Below are 14,321 nucleotides of genomic sequence, written 5' to 3' on the forward strand. Positions count from 1 at the left end.
AGGGCAATAGGTTTCAATCTTCGATCGCTTCTGTCTCTGAAGACGGTGAGTAATAACTAGCCACCACAGCAAGCATTAGCCACCACAGCGTATTCACCTGTGGGCGATACCAGACAGTATCTACCAAACCATGAGATAGCATTCCCATCATGGATGCAACGGCAGCTATTAACCAAAAAGCTTCTCGGTTAGCAACCTGTCGCAGTTTCCGAATTTGCACCCAGCCCTGATTAAAAGTAACCAACAAAATCCATAGGAAGCAGGTTAAACCCACCAAACCTGTCTCAACCGAGATTTCTAGCGGAATCGAATAAGCGCTAAGCGCCGTATATCCTGCCTGTTGGTAGCGCGGATAGACTTTGTTAAAGGCATCATTCCCTGGACCAATCCCTAAAATTGGGCGATCGCGGATCATCTCAATCACTGCCATCCAGACATTGAGGCGAAAGTTATTGCTGCTGTCGTCCCGCCCTGCAAATATGCTCATGACGCGATCGCGCAGGGGATCAACAGCTCCAACTGCGAAAATGACCACTGCCGCAGAAACTCCCAGGGCGATCGGCAGTGACCACAGTCGCCAGAATCGAGGCAGATAGCGGCTAAACCAGTAAATTAGCAGCATCAGCAGGACAAAGCTAGACACCACAAGACCAATCCATCCACCTCGGCTGTAGGTCAGAATCAGGCAGGAGGCGTTGATCATCCACATGCTGAGCGCTAAAGCTTTGGGCAACCAGCGTTTCCAGGCAAAGAAAGCTGCCGCGCTAAACACGACTGCGGGTAAGAGGTAGCCCGCTAGCAGGTTAGGATTGCCCAGAAAACTGTAGACCCTGGTAGTTCCCACCATCGTTGACCCTTGATCAACCCAGGTAGCTAGCGCCGTTGCGCCAAAAAACCACTGCCGTAGCCCTACCACGCTGACCAACAGCGCCACCAGTAAATAAACCAAAATCACGACAGAACGAATGCGGGGCGATCGCAGCACCCGCGCCATCAGAGCAAACAGCATCATGTACAGCGTTAGCTTCGTCCATCCCTCAAACGCAGCTGCTCGGACAGGCGACAGGGCTGTTGACACCGTCGCAATTCCCCAGTAGAGCAATACCAGCAGATGAATCGGAGTAGTATAACCCGCGATCGAGTTGCGAACCCCTGTACTCGTTGCATCATCCGCTCCTGCATCACCTATATCACCCATATCATCAGAGAGCGTTAGCAGTAGCCAAAATCCAGCGCAAGCAATCAGCACAACTCCGGTCAGTCCATTAGAGACAAACGGAGACAACCCAAAAACGAGTGCCACCAGCAGTGCCCCCCACTCGTCTGCCCACTGCATAAACCAACTGTCCTTGCGCCAATCTTTGAGCAAGCCCACCCAACGATGAAGGTAGCTCGATTGATTCCACTGCGGGAGAGGAAGATTTATCAAGGTCAAGTGCTGCCAAACTGAACTCATAGGGCTTCAATCAGAGATTAAGTGGTTTTACTGTTGTGGGTGTTTGAAAATGAATCAAGCAGCAAGGCTCTGCGAAATTATACTCAAAAATGATGAAGTTGACCTTGGCGATCGCCACTCTTCTGACTCATTAGAATCACTGAAACATTACTCAATCTTTGGGAAAGTTAGCTATTTTTAGCTCGAAAGCGCCAATTTATTCCTGATCAATTTCATCAATCAATGTATCTGGGAATATAACCGCTGATCTGGAAATTTCCCATGGCTTTCAACATCGTCATTATTTCACAAAGGCTGCTTTCTATTCTCGAATATTCCTACATTCAAACAACAAATCTTACGGATGGCTTCATCAACTCATTCCAACATCGCGGGAGCGGACGACGTGTGAGCAATAGTCTAGTATTGGGCTGTTAGCTTTTAGCTAAGCTGCTTCTAGACTATATTGCATTAATGATTTTTCAAAAGACTAGCGAAGATAAATCGTATAATCTAGAGAATATGCTATTCAAAACTTGATTATGGTTGCAAGTTTTAGTAGCAAAAAACCGAGCTTAAAAACAGCATCAATCCTGTATTTTTATCAGCCTTGCTGAGTTTAAATAGATGCTATCTATATTATTTTGGGCGAGAGAAGTATGCTGATAATTTGAAGCCACAAGAACGAAAGACTAAAACTACAAGCCGTCTGAAATCCTGGTTTGTAGTTGTTCTATAGTCGTATTAATCCTATTAAGAGCTAGGTATGAAATTATTACTATTAATGCTCTACCTCAGTTTTCAGATACCCAGAACTTGATTTTCAAGACTTATTAGGTTAGAAAAGGTAAGAATTCATTGCTTAACTATGTCAATATAGCTAAGAATAATCTATGCTACGAGATCTTTCCTTACCAAGACTTGCTGCACCAAGACTTGCTGCTCAAGTAGAGGAGAGCTAAAACATCGCCAAGGGATATTAGCCTTGTCGCAGCTTGCCAAAAGTAGAGCTATAGTAACAGAGTTTTTTGTCGTTTTAAGCCACCTGACTGCCTAATAAGAATGACTACCGACAGCGATCTGATCAAACAGTTAAGTCCCAGCGCCATGGATCAGATCATGCTATACCTGGCTTTTAGCGCCATGAGAACGGGTGGACATCGGCATGGTGCATTTCTAGATGCTGCTGCTACAGCAGCAAAATGCGCCATCTACATGACCTATCTGGAGCAGGATCAAAATCTGCGGATGACGGGGCATCTGCATCACATTGAGCCAAAGCGGGTCAAGGTCATTGTTGAGGAAGTTCGGCAGGCAATTACTGAAGGCAAGTTGATGAAGATGCTGGGCGCTCAGGAGCCGCGCTATCTGATTCAGTTTCCCTATGTCTGGCTAGAGCAGTATCCCTGGCAGCCTGGGAGATCACGTATCCAAAGCACGAGCTTAACCCTAGAAGAAAAGCGGCAAATTGAGGAAAAGCTGCCGCCCAACCTGCCTGACGCGCAGCTGATCAACTCTTTCCAATTTGTAGACATTATTGAGTTTTTACACAGCCGATCGCAGGAAGATCTGCCTTCCGATCGACAAATGGCGCTCAGCGAGGCTTTAGCAGAGCACATTAAGCGGCGGCTGACCTACTCTGGCACGGTCACCCGGATTGATTCCCCTTGGGGAATGCCCTTCTATGCTCTGACCCGTGCCTCCTATGCTCCGGCTGACGAAGAAGAGCGAACCTACACCATGGTTGAAGATACAGCTCGCTTCTTCCGCATGATGAAGGACTGGGCAGAGCGCAAGCCCAAGGCAGTACGAGTGCTTGAGGAGCTGGATATCTCACCCGATCGCATAGACACAGCCCTCTCTGAGCTAGATGAACTGCTCAGAGCTTGGGCCGATCGGCATCATCAGGCAGGCGGTAAGCCTTTTGTGCTGCAAATGGTGGCAGGGCTGAGTGAAGAGTAAGTAGCCCATCTTTACACAAAACGCATCAGTCTCAAGACAGGTCATTTATCATTTGTGAAGATAGTTAGTAATCTTGAGCAATTCACCGACTTGCTCTTGCTAAACTTGTCGAAACAATATTCTGTAGCTTTGGCTCTGTAGGCTCTGGCTTATGAATTTCAGATCATGGATTTTAGCTCTATGGCTCCTGCCTTGAAACAGCGGTGGCTTTGGCGTTGCTAAAATTACCGTCTCTGGGTGCGCTACAACTTGCTGACTTGCTTACCCCCAACTGCCTAAGTTCAACCGATATGACTCAACCCCCTTCTCTGGTTCGGTTTCTACAAGCCGCTTTCTTCAGTGGAGCCATTACCACAACGGCAGCTTTGATGAGTTCACCCTTCATTCCGGTGGCTCAAGCCGCTTTTCAAGATAGCCCCAAGGCTGTCTTAGACGAAGCGTGGCAAATTGTCAATCGAGATTACGTGGATGGGTCATTTAATCAAGTGGACTGGCAATCAGCTCGGCAAGAGCTTTTGAAGGGAAGCTATACCTCTACTCAGTCAGCCTACACTGCCCTACGTCAGCAGTTGGAGCGTTTGGGAGATCCCTACACGCGATTTATGGATCCTCGACAGTATCAGTCTTTGACCAATCAAACTTCAGGGGAGCTGTCAGGAGTAGGCATTCGGTTACAGGTTGACCCGGCCACCCAGATCTTGACCGTTGTTTCGCCCTTAGAAAACTCGCCCGCCAGCACTGCTGGAATTAAGACCGGGGATCAAATTGTGGCGATCGACGGTAAGACTACAGCAGGAATGACCGTTGAAGATGCCTCTAAGCTTATTCAGGGTGAAGCCGGAACGCCCATTACGCTTAAGATTGGTCGTGAGGGTAAGACACCCTTTGATTTGCCGCTAGTACGGGCGCGAATTGAGGTTCCCAACGTTCATTCGTCAGTGCGGCAAGAGGGCAACGCCAAAGTCGGCTACATTCGCCTGACAGAGTTCAGCAGTCACGCACCTGACCAGATGCGCCGCGCGATTCAGGGTTTACTAGATCAGAACGTGAATGCCTTTGTTTTAGATTTGCGGGGAAATCCAGGTGGGCTACTATCCGCAAGCGTCGAGATTTCGCGTATGTGGATTGACAATGGCAAAATTGTTCAGACCATTGACCGCGAGGGCGACAGTCAAGACATTGCAGCCAACCATACTGCCCTCACGCCGCTACCTCTAGCAGTGCTTGTAGATGGCAACTCTGCCAGCTCTAGTGAAATTTTGACGGGAGCACTCCTCGACAACCGCAGAGCTGTAGTGGTGGGCACACAAACCTTTGGTAAAGCTTTGGTGCAGTCGGTGCATCCGCTCTCAGATGGATCAGGTTTGGCAGTAACGATCGCCCATTACTACACCCCCAACGGCACTGACATTAGCCATCGCGGCATCACGCCCACGATCGAAGTGGGATTAACGGAGCAACAGCAGCAAACGCTATCAGGCAACCAAACCCTGATTGGTACTAATGCTGATCCGCAGTATGCCAAAGCCGTTAATGCGCTGCGATCGACCGTTGCGATCAACCAAACGCCTTCAGGTACAGTCCGTCAGTAGCTAGAAGGGGTTTTATGCTACTGATTCCAGGCATGAAATTTTTTGGAAGGAGCGCGGAGCTCCTTCCAAAAAATTTATCCCCAGATTAATCAATACCGAGCTTTCTTAAACTTCAAAGGCATCGGATGCAAAAGTTTTGCATCCGATGCCTTTACAGCATTACGTAATTGAGTGAGGATGAGTTATTTTTTGAGAGCCGCGCGGAGCGTAGCTCTCAAAAATAACTCATTGGATCTAAGCGCGTAGCGCCATACCGGATGTCTTCACCGAAATCCTAGCGATTTGCTGAGGGTAAGGCTCTTTGTCCGGGGATTCTATTTGACTCTGGCGATCGCATCTCCCCGCCCTGATCCTGCAACAGAACCTCGCGAATCAGACGTGCTGCCGCTCTTTGCGCCAATCCACCCACAATTTGCTGCCCCATCTGCTGCACCTTAGAGTTGACTAACAGCTTGGGAATCACAGGCAGCAACTGCGAGGGATCAAACCCTGGAGTTTCACGCAACAAATTCAAAATTCGCACAATGTGATCGAGATTGCTGGGCTGAGGCGGGGCTTGAACGAGGGAGCGATCGCCGTTCATCCCGAACCAGCTCCAGAAGTTTTGCGTCAGCTGATCGACAGCGTTGCGGGCAGAAGCATCGATGCCCTGCACTACACCTTCAACCAAATACTCTCGGATGAATGCGCCTCTCTCTGATAGAAGAAAATCTGTCGTTTGCTCAACCACCTGGTTAATATCGTAATCCTGATTATCACGGGCGTTGCGCAGCAGGTTCTCCAGACGATTCCACCGGAAGCTGCCGTCCTTGAACAATAGCTCTTGCAAGGAAGTTCGCAACTGATCGGACTGGTCGGTTAGCAGTCGCTTCGCTACGTAAGGATAAGCTTTGCTCAGCACCTTAAAGGTCGGATCGACGTTGATGGCAATACCTTCCAGAGTGACGAGCGATCGAATAATCAGCGCATAGTATGCCGGAACCCGGAAGGGAAAGTCGTACATGAGCTGAGAGAGTTGATCAGTCATGCTCTTGAAGTTCAGCTCTGCCACCGTTGCGCCTAACGCCTGATTAAACACGTTTGCTAGAGCCGGAACGATCGGTCGCAGATCGGTATCAGGGGTCAAAAATTCCAGCTTCACGTAGTCATTTGCCAGACCTTCAAAGTCTCGGTTGACGAGATGGACGATCGCCTCAATCAGACCATAGCGCTGATAGGGCTTGATCTCGCTCATCATGCCAAAGTCCAGATACGCCAGCTTGCCGTCGGGCGTGACCAGCAGGTTGCCGGGATGGGGATCGGCATGGAAAAAGCCATGCTCTAACAGCTGCCGCAGCGAACACTGCACCCCCATTTCAATCAGATAAGTGGGATCAATGCCCTGATCGCGGATTTCTTGAGGCTGAGTCAGCTTTGTGCCTACAATCCATTCCATAGTCAGCACTCGGCGCTGAGTATACTGCCAGTAAATTCGGGGCACGTAGATGTCGGGCAAATGACCGTAGAGTTGGGCAAATCGCTCTGCGTTGCGTCCCTCCTGGTTGTAATCCATCTCTTCAAAGATGCGAGTCCCGAACTCGTCCATAATGCCCACTAAATCACTACGGACGCGCGTAAAGTTATTAGAAATCCAGGCAGCTAAGCGTCTGAGAATAAACAGATCGAGCGTGATCTGGTCTGCCAGTCCTGGGCGCTGCACCTTGACGGCAACCGTTTCGCCACTCTTGAGCTTGCCTTTGTAAACCTGACCCAGAGAGGCAGCGGCGATCGGTTGTGCAGTCAGCTCAGCATAAATTTGGTCGGGGGGAGCGCCTAGCTCTTCTTCGATAAACTGAAACGCTAGCTCATTAGGAAAGGGGGGAAGCTGATCTTGCAAGCGCGTTAGCTCTTCCAGATAAAGGGGCGGCACTAGATCGGGACGAGTAGACAAGGCCTGCCCGATTTTGATGTACGCGGGTCCCAAGCCTGTAACGATCTCTCGTACTTTAATAGCTCGCTTTTGCTGATTAGTTTCTACCTGACCTGTCTGACGATCCCACAGGACTGAAATTGCAAACAGCAGAAAAGTCCAGACAATCCCAAACATGCGTCCCCAAACCTGCCAGAAGCGATGGCGGTATTGGGCAGCGATCGCCTCTGGATCGTATTGCAGCGCCGCCGTGCGATCGCTCATCTGCACTGACTTGAGATGCTCCTCTGGAAGAGGGTGCGGGTCGCTTTCAATCACAACGCCGCGATCGATCATCAAGTCATCTGGAGGAGTCAAGGTTTGCATGGTTGGATCGCTTCTTTGAAGGTGGGAATCAGGCAAGATGGGAATCAGGCAAAAAAGTTGAGGAGTGAGAATGCCCTGAACGGCGATCGATTTGCCACTTAAAAGTTCTTTACGGGCTTTTTACCAATCTACCCGCCTCAAGTAGGTTTCTACCCTCTAGAAAGGCAGAGAAAGCCGATGGTTTCAGTCGTAATTGCCAGGATTTTTGCAATTGTTAGCCAGCTATCTACCGACTCGCCTCAAAAATTAATCCGTAGAACTTGATCCGTAGCAAGGGAATGCTTGTATCGAGTAGATTCAATATTAAGCATTGTAACAGTTGATTATCAGTTAAGGAGAGTCACGTTTGGGTTTGCTGTAGTACTATAGTTCGGTATTGAGCTGGTTTTTTCTGCGGATCGATCGCCTCGCTCAATATACGCAGTCATTCCCAAAGCATTCCACCTACAAGACATTCCACTCGACCTATTTCAAAGACCCGCTCACAGCTACTAGACTGATGATAAGTAAGCTTGCTTTTAATTCCTGGTCAATTGCGGATTGTCTCCATGCTGATCTCCCTTCAAATTGAGAATTTCGCCTTAGTCGATCGCTTAGACCTGCCGCTAGGAGCGGGATTAAATGTTTTGACAGGCGAAACGGGAGCCGGAAAGTCAATTATTCTAGATGCACTAGATGCGGCTCTGGGTGGCAAAGTCACGAATCGAGCGATTCGGACGGGCTGTGAGCGATCGCTGATTGAAGCTACTTTCGACCTTGATCCTTCGCTGATTACCTGGCTTGCCGAGCAGCAGATTGAGCTAGTAGACGATATGTCTCTAGTCTGTAGCCGCGAACTCACCAGCAGCAAAAACAGTATACGGAGCCGATCGCGGGTAAACGGCGTGCTGGTCAACAAGCCGCAAATGGACGAGTTGCGCGATCGCCTACTAGAAATCACGGCTCAGGGTCAGACGATGCACTTGGGTCGCCCCAACCTTCAGCGCGAGTGGCTGGATGGCTTTGGCGGTGCGGAGCTAATCGAACGCCGCGAGGTGGTGACAGATGTGTACGTCGCTACGCAGCAGGCATTCAAGGTGCTGGAGAAACGCCGACAGTTTGAGCAACAGCGGCTCCAGCAGCTCGATATTTTTGAATATCAGGCGCGGGAACTCAATCTTGCCAACCTGGGAGAACCCGATGAGTTAGAGCAGCTTGAGCAAGAGCGTCAGCGCCTCAGCCACAGCGTCGAGCTTCAGCAGCAAAGTTATCAGGTCTATCAGGCGCTTTACCAAAACGATCGCGACTCCGAAGCCTGTGCCGATTTGTTGGGCAAAGCTGAGTCGGCTCTGCTCGATATGCTGCGCTATGACAACCAGCTTCAGCCCATTCTAGACCTGGTGACGGGAGCGCTATCGCAGGTCGAAGAAGCCGGAAAAATGGTGAATGCCTACGGAGCCGCGCTGGAAACCGATCCCGATCGCCTTCAGGAAGTGGAGGATCGCATTGTTCAGCTCAAGCAAATTTGCCGTAAATATGGCCCGACTCTGGCGGATGCGATCGCCCATAGTCAGCAGGTTCAGCAAGAGCTATCAGAGCTTAGCGGCAGCGGGCAGTCTCTAGAAGTCCTAGAAAAAAACTATCTAGAGCGACAAGCAGAACTGATTGAAGTCTGTGCCCACCTGACGGAGTTGCGGCAAAAAACGGCGCAGACCTTGGATGCCCTGCTGATCAGCGAACTCAAGCCTCTGGCAATGGACAAAGTTCAGTTTCAGGTGAGCATCACGCCCTGCCCTCCCACGGCAACCGGAGCCGATCGCATCAGCTTTTTGTTTAGTCCCAACCCTGGCGAACCATTGCAGCCCCTGACCGAAATTGCTTCAGGCGGCGAAATGAGCCGATTTTTGCTTGCACTCAAAGCCTGTTTCTCGCAGGTCGATTCAGTCGGCACAATGGTGTTTGACGAGATTGACGTGGGCGTGTCGGGACGGGTGGCACAGGCGATCGCCGAGAAGCTCTATCAACTCAGTCGGCGGCATCAGGTGCTTTGCGTTACGCACCAGCCGATCGTGGCGGCAATGGCAGACCATCATTTCCGGGTGGGTAAAGAAGTTATTGATTCGGGTGAGTCAACTTCCGGTAAGAAAGGGCGCAACAACGCCAAAACCGCTGAAAGTAACGGCAATGGCGCAAAAAACGGCAATGGCGCAAAAGCTGGCGCAGACGATGTGCGAACGGTGGTGCGCGTGATTCCGCTAGACGAACATCAGCGTCGAGAAGAGCTTGCACAGCTTGCAGGCGGTAAATCCGACCAGGACGCGATCGCTTTTGCCGATTCTCTCTTGGCTCAGGCAGCGATCGCTCGGCTTGCGCAAATGCCCGTCCCCTCTGGGGAAGCGCCGCCCAAAAAAGTGAAGGTGAAAACAGGGCGATCGAAGTAGAAGATGAGGCGGTTACGACTTAGGCGCGACACTCCTAAAAAACTGTTGGGTTAATTTGCGATCCTCAGGGGCGAATCAGAATAGAAGTGCCGATCGCCACCTGGTTATAAAGCGTCTGAATGTCAGCGTCGCGCATTCGGATACAGCCGTGGGAAACTGCTTGACCGATCAAGTCATCTTGGTTGGTGCCGTGCAGCCCAATCTGATGCTTGCCATCTGTCCAAAAGCCAATCCAGCGGCTACCCAAAGGGTTGGCTTCTCCAGGTGGAAAAACCTCGCCTGTGAATGGATGCTGCCACATGGGGTCAGATTGCAGGTTCATCACCTTAAACTGACCTGTGGGTGTTTCCCAGCCTGCTTGTCCGATAGCAATCTCGTAGCTTGCTACCTGAGTGCCGTCCTGAAACAGGGAAACCTGGCGATCGCTCAAATCTACAATCAGCCCAGAACGTTTTGCTAAAGGATTGGGATTGAGGGCGGTTTGCAGATTTAGCCCTAGCCCCGGCAAGAGGGCGATCGCCTGTGAACTGGCTCCTGAGTTACCGGACTGACTGGCTTGAGGGGGGCGATCGGGAAAGGCAATAAACGAGGAAGTAAACGCAGGTGACTCAGCAATTTTTTTTTGGGTAGACTGCGCCAAAACGCCTTGCAGCCGCACAAAAGCTAGCAGTGCCGCCGTTGCAAAACTCAAGCACATGAAAGTGCGCGAAAAAGATTCATTTCTGCCGATCATGATCGAACCGCGTTCTAGCAGGATAGAAGCTTGCAGCACAAGCCTCTAAGCACCATCCTACTTTGATGCCCGCTATCTCGTCATTCTCTCGTCATTCAAAGTCTTCAATTACCGCTCTCAGCCCGTTTTGGTTAAGCATTTGCACGGCAGATTCTGCATTGTCACGACTGCTAAATGCGCCAATTTGCATCAGCGATCGCCCCTGTTCGCGGACTAAGAAAGCACCCGGCACAACAGACTGCACTAGCTTTTGGAGCCGATCGCTACTGGCTTCCACCAAAACGCGGTACTTTAAATCGGCTGATGGACGGGTAAAGGCAGTTTGTTCGGCACCGCGAGAAGAGCCGCTAGGAACATTGACGGTAGGCAGATCTCCAATATTGCCAATGGGCACCTGCTCACTGGGTACGGGCAAAAGATCGGCTTGTAGAATCGGCGTAGCTGGAGCGGGCAGGCTAGGGCTTTGCGGCAGCGATCGCGGCTGCGCTGGGCGCGGCACAGGAATATCGATTGCAGATGCTGTCTGAAGTGCTAAAGGCTGGGATGCTAAAGGCTGGGGTATAGGAAACTGAGGTGCTGAATGACGGGCTAATGCGACTGTGGCTTGAGGAGTTGATGAAAAGCCTGATGGCACCGCTGAGCTAAGGGCAACAGGCGGCAGTTGATTGATCAAAACGGCAGCGGCTGGGGTCGAGCCAAGGGGGATTTGCTCGGCAACTGACGCAACCATGACAGAATTAGAGGCTGATAGAACGCCTACCGTATCGATTCTGCCCGTGACCCGATCGCTCAACGTCGGATTGCCGACCGCAGAGATAATTTGCTGATTGGCAGAGGCATTGATGTCGTGGCGATCGTTATTTCTAAAAGTATTGTTGCCGGGTTCTGAAGCAGTGCCCAGATTAGGCAGAGAACGGGCAATTGCCGCAATACCGTCTTCTCGACTTTCCTCAATTAAATTGCCACGAATCACGGGCTGAGCGTTCTTCTGAACCAGAATACCGATGCGATTTTGGCTAACCCGATTGTCTTGAATTAGCGGAGCTGCCTGGTCAGAAATATTGATACCAAAGCCAGTTTGCTCAAAAACGTTTTGCCGCACCTGAGGGCGAGAATTGCCAAAAATAGTAATGCCATTGGCTCCGTTGCGCACAAAGACATTGCCCTGAATCAAAGGCGCACTGCTGCCCACGGTCGAAATGCCGTCATGGGTGCTGCCCGTAAAGGTGTTGCCTAAGACGATCGGGCTGCTGGATTCCGTCCACAGCCCATAGCCGCGCGGATTAGGATTGGTCAGCGTCACGCCAGCCAGCACAGCCTGATTAGCTCCCAGCAGGGCAATATTCTGACCTGCCGACGTGGGGCTGAGAAATAATCCGCCTCCCTGAATCACGAAGTCCTGCCCAGATGTGGTCGGGTCGCCCTGAATCGTAACTTCGGGCTTCATCACGAGCGGAAAAATCTCTCCCGTTTCGGTGCTGTAGGTGCCCGCTGCCAAAAGAATAATCGTCTGAGGCTGGGCAGACTGAAGCGCCCGTGTAATGGTGCGAAAAGGTAAAACTTCGCTGCCATCTGCCTGGTCGTTGCCCGTCGCCGGGTTGACATAAACAATGCGCTGCATTGCAGCAGCAGATACCGGAGCCGTTGAGGAAGGGTTTGAGAGAGGAGCTGTTTGAGCGATCGCTCCTTCTATCCCCACCGAAACCAGCGCCAGACTAACGGCGATTTGCAGCACAATTGCAGGAGCCATCAGGACAGAGTGAGTATTGCAGGGCAGAATCAGACGCATAACGTTTTCCTGACACCAGAACAACCAGGGTTTTGAGTGGGACGATCGCCCATTTGAATAGCGTACTTAAATCCTGGTTAATCCAGGCAAGCGCTATATGTGGCGAGGTTCTGAATAATATTACTGAATAACTTCGCCTTTGGATGCGATCGTCAAAAAGATTTTGGTGTCCCCATCTTCCTCACCCTTTACCCTTAACCCCCTACCTTTTGCTCTACCCCAAAGCCAACTAGCCCGATTTCTTGTAGAGCTTCACCTTCGTCAGGACGGCGATAGTTGAGGATTTTGCGGATACGAAGATTAGGGTTGATCAGCGTAATGGAATCGACAGAGACGGTTCGCGTGTAGGTTGTGGTCATCAGTAGCTCCCGATTTTCAGGATTGAAGCGAAAGTGAGAAACGATCGGTCGAGACTCTTCGTATGCCCGATCGCGCAAATAAGCCCCTGTTACGATCGCCCCCTCCTGCCGCTCTGGCACAAACAGCATATTTAATGCCTGATTGACGCGATCGCCCTTTTCTGAAATTGTTGCAAACTCTAGATGATATCCCGGCAAATTTTCTAGGCTGGGCTGCTCAGGAAATTGATTATCGATTAGAACTTGAGCTTTGCGATCGAGCGCAATCGGTTGAATGATGAATTCGGTGTGCGATCGCTCAACCTCTTGCTGGGTCAGGTAATGGTAGGTGCGTTCAGTCACCCAACTGCCGACACAATCATCAAAGAACTGTTGGAAATGGGATTGGGAGTTCATGGAGGTGGATGGGTGGATGGGTGGATGGGTGGATGAGTATGGCCCAGGCAAGTGAAAACGGCTGTGGTGAGACGGCTGTGATTATGAGATAGCTCCCGCTCGGATCAGCAGCTCTGTGGCTTGTGCCGATCGAAAAGATTGGCGGGCTTCGCTCAGCGCCGTTGCCCCCCAGCGATTTTGAGGATTAAAGTCTGCGCCCTGATCTAGCAAGATTGCCATAGTTTCTAGGTCGCCTCTCGCCGATGCCATCATGAGAGCAGTCCAGCCGCCTAGATTTGCGGTATTCACCTCGCCACCCAGGTCAATGAGCGCCTTAACGGTGTAAGAATGCCCGCGCTCTGCCGCCAGATACAGCGCCGTATCGCCAATTTTGTTTCTGGCATTCACCTCTGCGCCCATTGCCACCAGCCGTTGCACAATATCGGTCTGACCTTGCCGCGCCATGATCATGAGCACCGTCTCCTGATAGGGATTGCGATCGCCAATGCTGCTCCCCCGATCGAGAAGCATCGAGACAATGTTACGGCGATCGCCTTCAGCCGCGAACATGAGCGCCGTGTAGTTTGACGAATTTTTGGCATTCACCTCCGCACCCCGCGCCAGCAACAGCTCGACGATTTCAGCATAGCCCTCGGCTGCCGCCCACATCAGCGCCGTATTGCTGGCTCCTACAGGTGTAACTCCCCCCGTAGTGTTGGCATCTGCGCCTTGAGCTAACAGACTCTCTACAGCAACAGCATCGCCTCTGATGATCATGCGGATCAGGTCATCGTTGAGAGAAGGCATAGATAAAGTTCAATCTTAGAGTTCAATCTTAAAGTTCAATTTTGAAAATACTGTCAGCAGGTTTTTGAGCAACGGTAGTTTCCCAAGCGATCGCCTGCAAAAAGTCTTCACCTGAGCGAGTTTCTACCACATCGACGCCCCAGTCTCCAGGCTGTAGTGCGTCAGGGGAATCGCTGGTGGCAGGCGTGATTTTGATGCCGCCTAAAACCAGAATTTGAGGAAGCTGATCTTTTTCTACCTGCCGCTTTTCTGCCTGCCGCTTTTCTACCTGCCGCTTTTCTGCCAGAGCTTTGGCGCAGAGGGTGCCAACTTGCTGCGGCGAAAATTCTGAACTGGGGAACAGTATCTCGACAATCCAGTGGGGATTATTGACCTGTCTGCATTGGAGAGGTTCAGGAAGGCTCGATCGAAAGACTTCAACAAACTCTTCTCGGCTTAGGGCCGGTACGATGTCTGGAGAGACATCAAAGTTATGGGAAAGCAGCATCCGCCCCTGATTTTTTCTTTGATCTTGCTCCTGAATGTCGTGAGTCAAAATTGTAGTGGTTTTAAGATCAGTATTTTTAGTTTAGAG

10 protein-coding genes are annotated in these 14,321 nt (G+C 50.9%); 3 read left to right on the forward strand and 7 right to left on the reverse strand.

Going from position 1 to position 14,321, the window contains the following annotated elements; translation table 11 throughout:
* Positions 1-13 precede the first annotated feature (13 nt).
* Positions 14-1,456 (reverse strand): IctB family putative bicarbonate transporter, encoded by a 1,443-nt coding sequence (locus AC5JMP_RS07090; protein WP_495850727.1) that lies wholly within the window; start codon positions 1,454-1,456, stop codon positions 14-16.
* Positions 1,457-2,497: 1,041 nt separating this feature from the next.
* Between AC5JMP_RS07090 and hetR the strand changes: the two genes are divergently transcribed.
* Complete coding sequence (gene hetR / locus AC5JMP_RS07095; RefSeq protein ID WP_495850728.1) at positions 2,498-3,397, forward strand: heterocyst differentiation master regulator HetR; 900 nt, start codon at positions 2,498-2,500, stop codon at positions 3,395-3,397.
* Between the two features lie 290 nt (positions 3,398-3,687).
* The gene (gene ctpB / locus AC5JMP_RS07100; protein WP_495850729.1) at positions 3,688-4,989 is read left to right on the forward strand and encodes a carboxyl-terminal processing protease CtpB; all 1,302 of its coding nucleotides are present in this window, start codon (positions 3,688-3,690) and stop codon (positions 4,987-4,989) included.
* Positions 4,990-5,263: 274 nt separating this feature from the next.
* On the opposite strand, the gene AC5JMP_RS07105 is transcribed toward ctpB, so the two are convergent.
* The gene (locus AC5JMP_RS07105; protein ID WP_495850730.1) at positions 5,264-7,264 is read right to left on the reverse strand and encodes an ABC1 kinase family protein; all 2,001 of its coding nucleotides are present in this window, start codon (positions 7,262-7,264) and stop codon (positions 5,264-5,266) included.
* Between the two features lie 548 nt (positions 7,265-7,812).
* Between AC5JMP_RS07105 and recN the strand changes: the two genes are divergently transcribed.
* Positions 7,813-9,684: a DNA repair protein RecN gene (recN, locus tag AC5JMP_RS07110; protein WP_495850731.1), complete on the forward strand. Its 1,872-nt coding sequence runs from the start codon at positions 7,813-7,815 to the stop codon at positions 9,682-9,684.
* A gap of 64 nt (positions 9,685-9,748) precedes the next feature.
* Here recN and AC5JMP_RS07115 read toward each other — a convergent pair whose 3' ends face one another.
* From AC5JMP_RS07115 to AC5JMP_RS07135, 5 genes are all read right to left on the reverse strand, one after another.
* Positions 9,749-10,456, reverse strand: coding sequence for a L,D-transpeptidase (locus AC5JMP_RS07115; RefSeq protein ID WP_495850732.1), 708 nt, complete (start codon positions 10,454-10,456; stop codon positions 9,749-9,751).
* Positions 10,457-10,508: 52 nt separating this feature from the next.
* Complete coding sequence (locus tag AC5JMP_RS07120; RefSeq protein WP_495850733.1) at positions 10,509-12,206, reverse strand: DUF1565 domain-containing protein; 1,698 nt, start codon at positions 12,204-12,206, stop codon at positions 10,509-10,511.
* Between the two features lie 194 nt (positions 12,207-12,400).
* On the reverse strand, positions 12,401-12,961 hold the full coding sequence (locus tag AC5JMP_RS07125) for a phycobiliprotein lyase (protein WP_495850734.1): 561 nt from the start codon (positions 12,959-12,961) through the stop codon (positions 12,401-12,403).
* Between the two features lie 81 nt (positions 12,962-13,042).
* Positions 13,043-13,747 (reverse strand): ankyrin repeat domain-containing protein, encoded by a 705-nt coding sequence (locus tag AC5JMP_RS07130; protein WP_495850735.1) that lies wholly within the window; start codon positions 13,745-13,747, stop codon positions 13,043-13,045.
* Positions 13,748-13,775: 28 nt separating this feature from the next.
* Complete coding sequence (locus AC5JMP_RS07135; protein ID WP_495850736.1) at positions 13,776-14,282, reverse strand: DUF2656 domain-containing protein; 507 nt, start codon at positions 14,280-14,282, stop codon at positions 13,776-13,778.
* Between the last annotated feature and the right edge of the window lie 39 nt (positions 14,283-14,321).

Source organism: Drouetiella sp., from assembly GCF_059504425.1.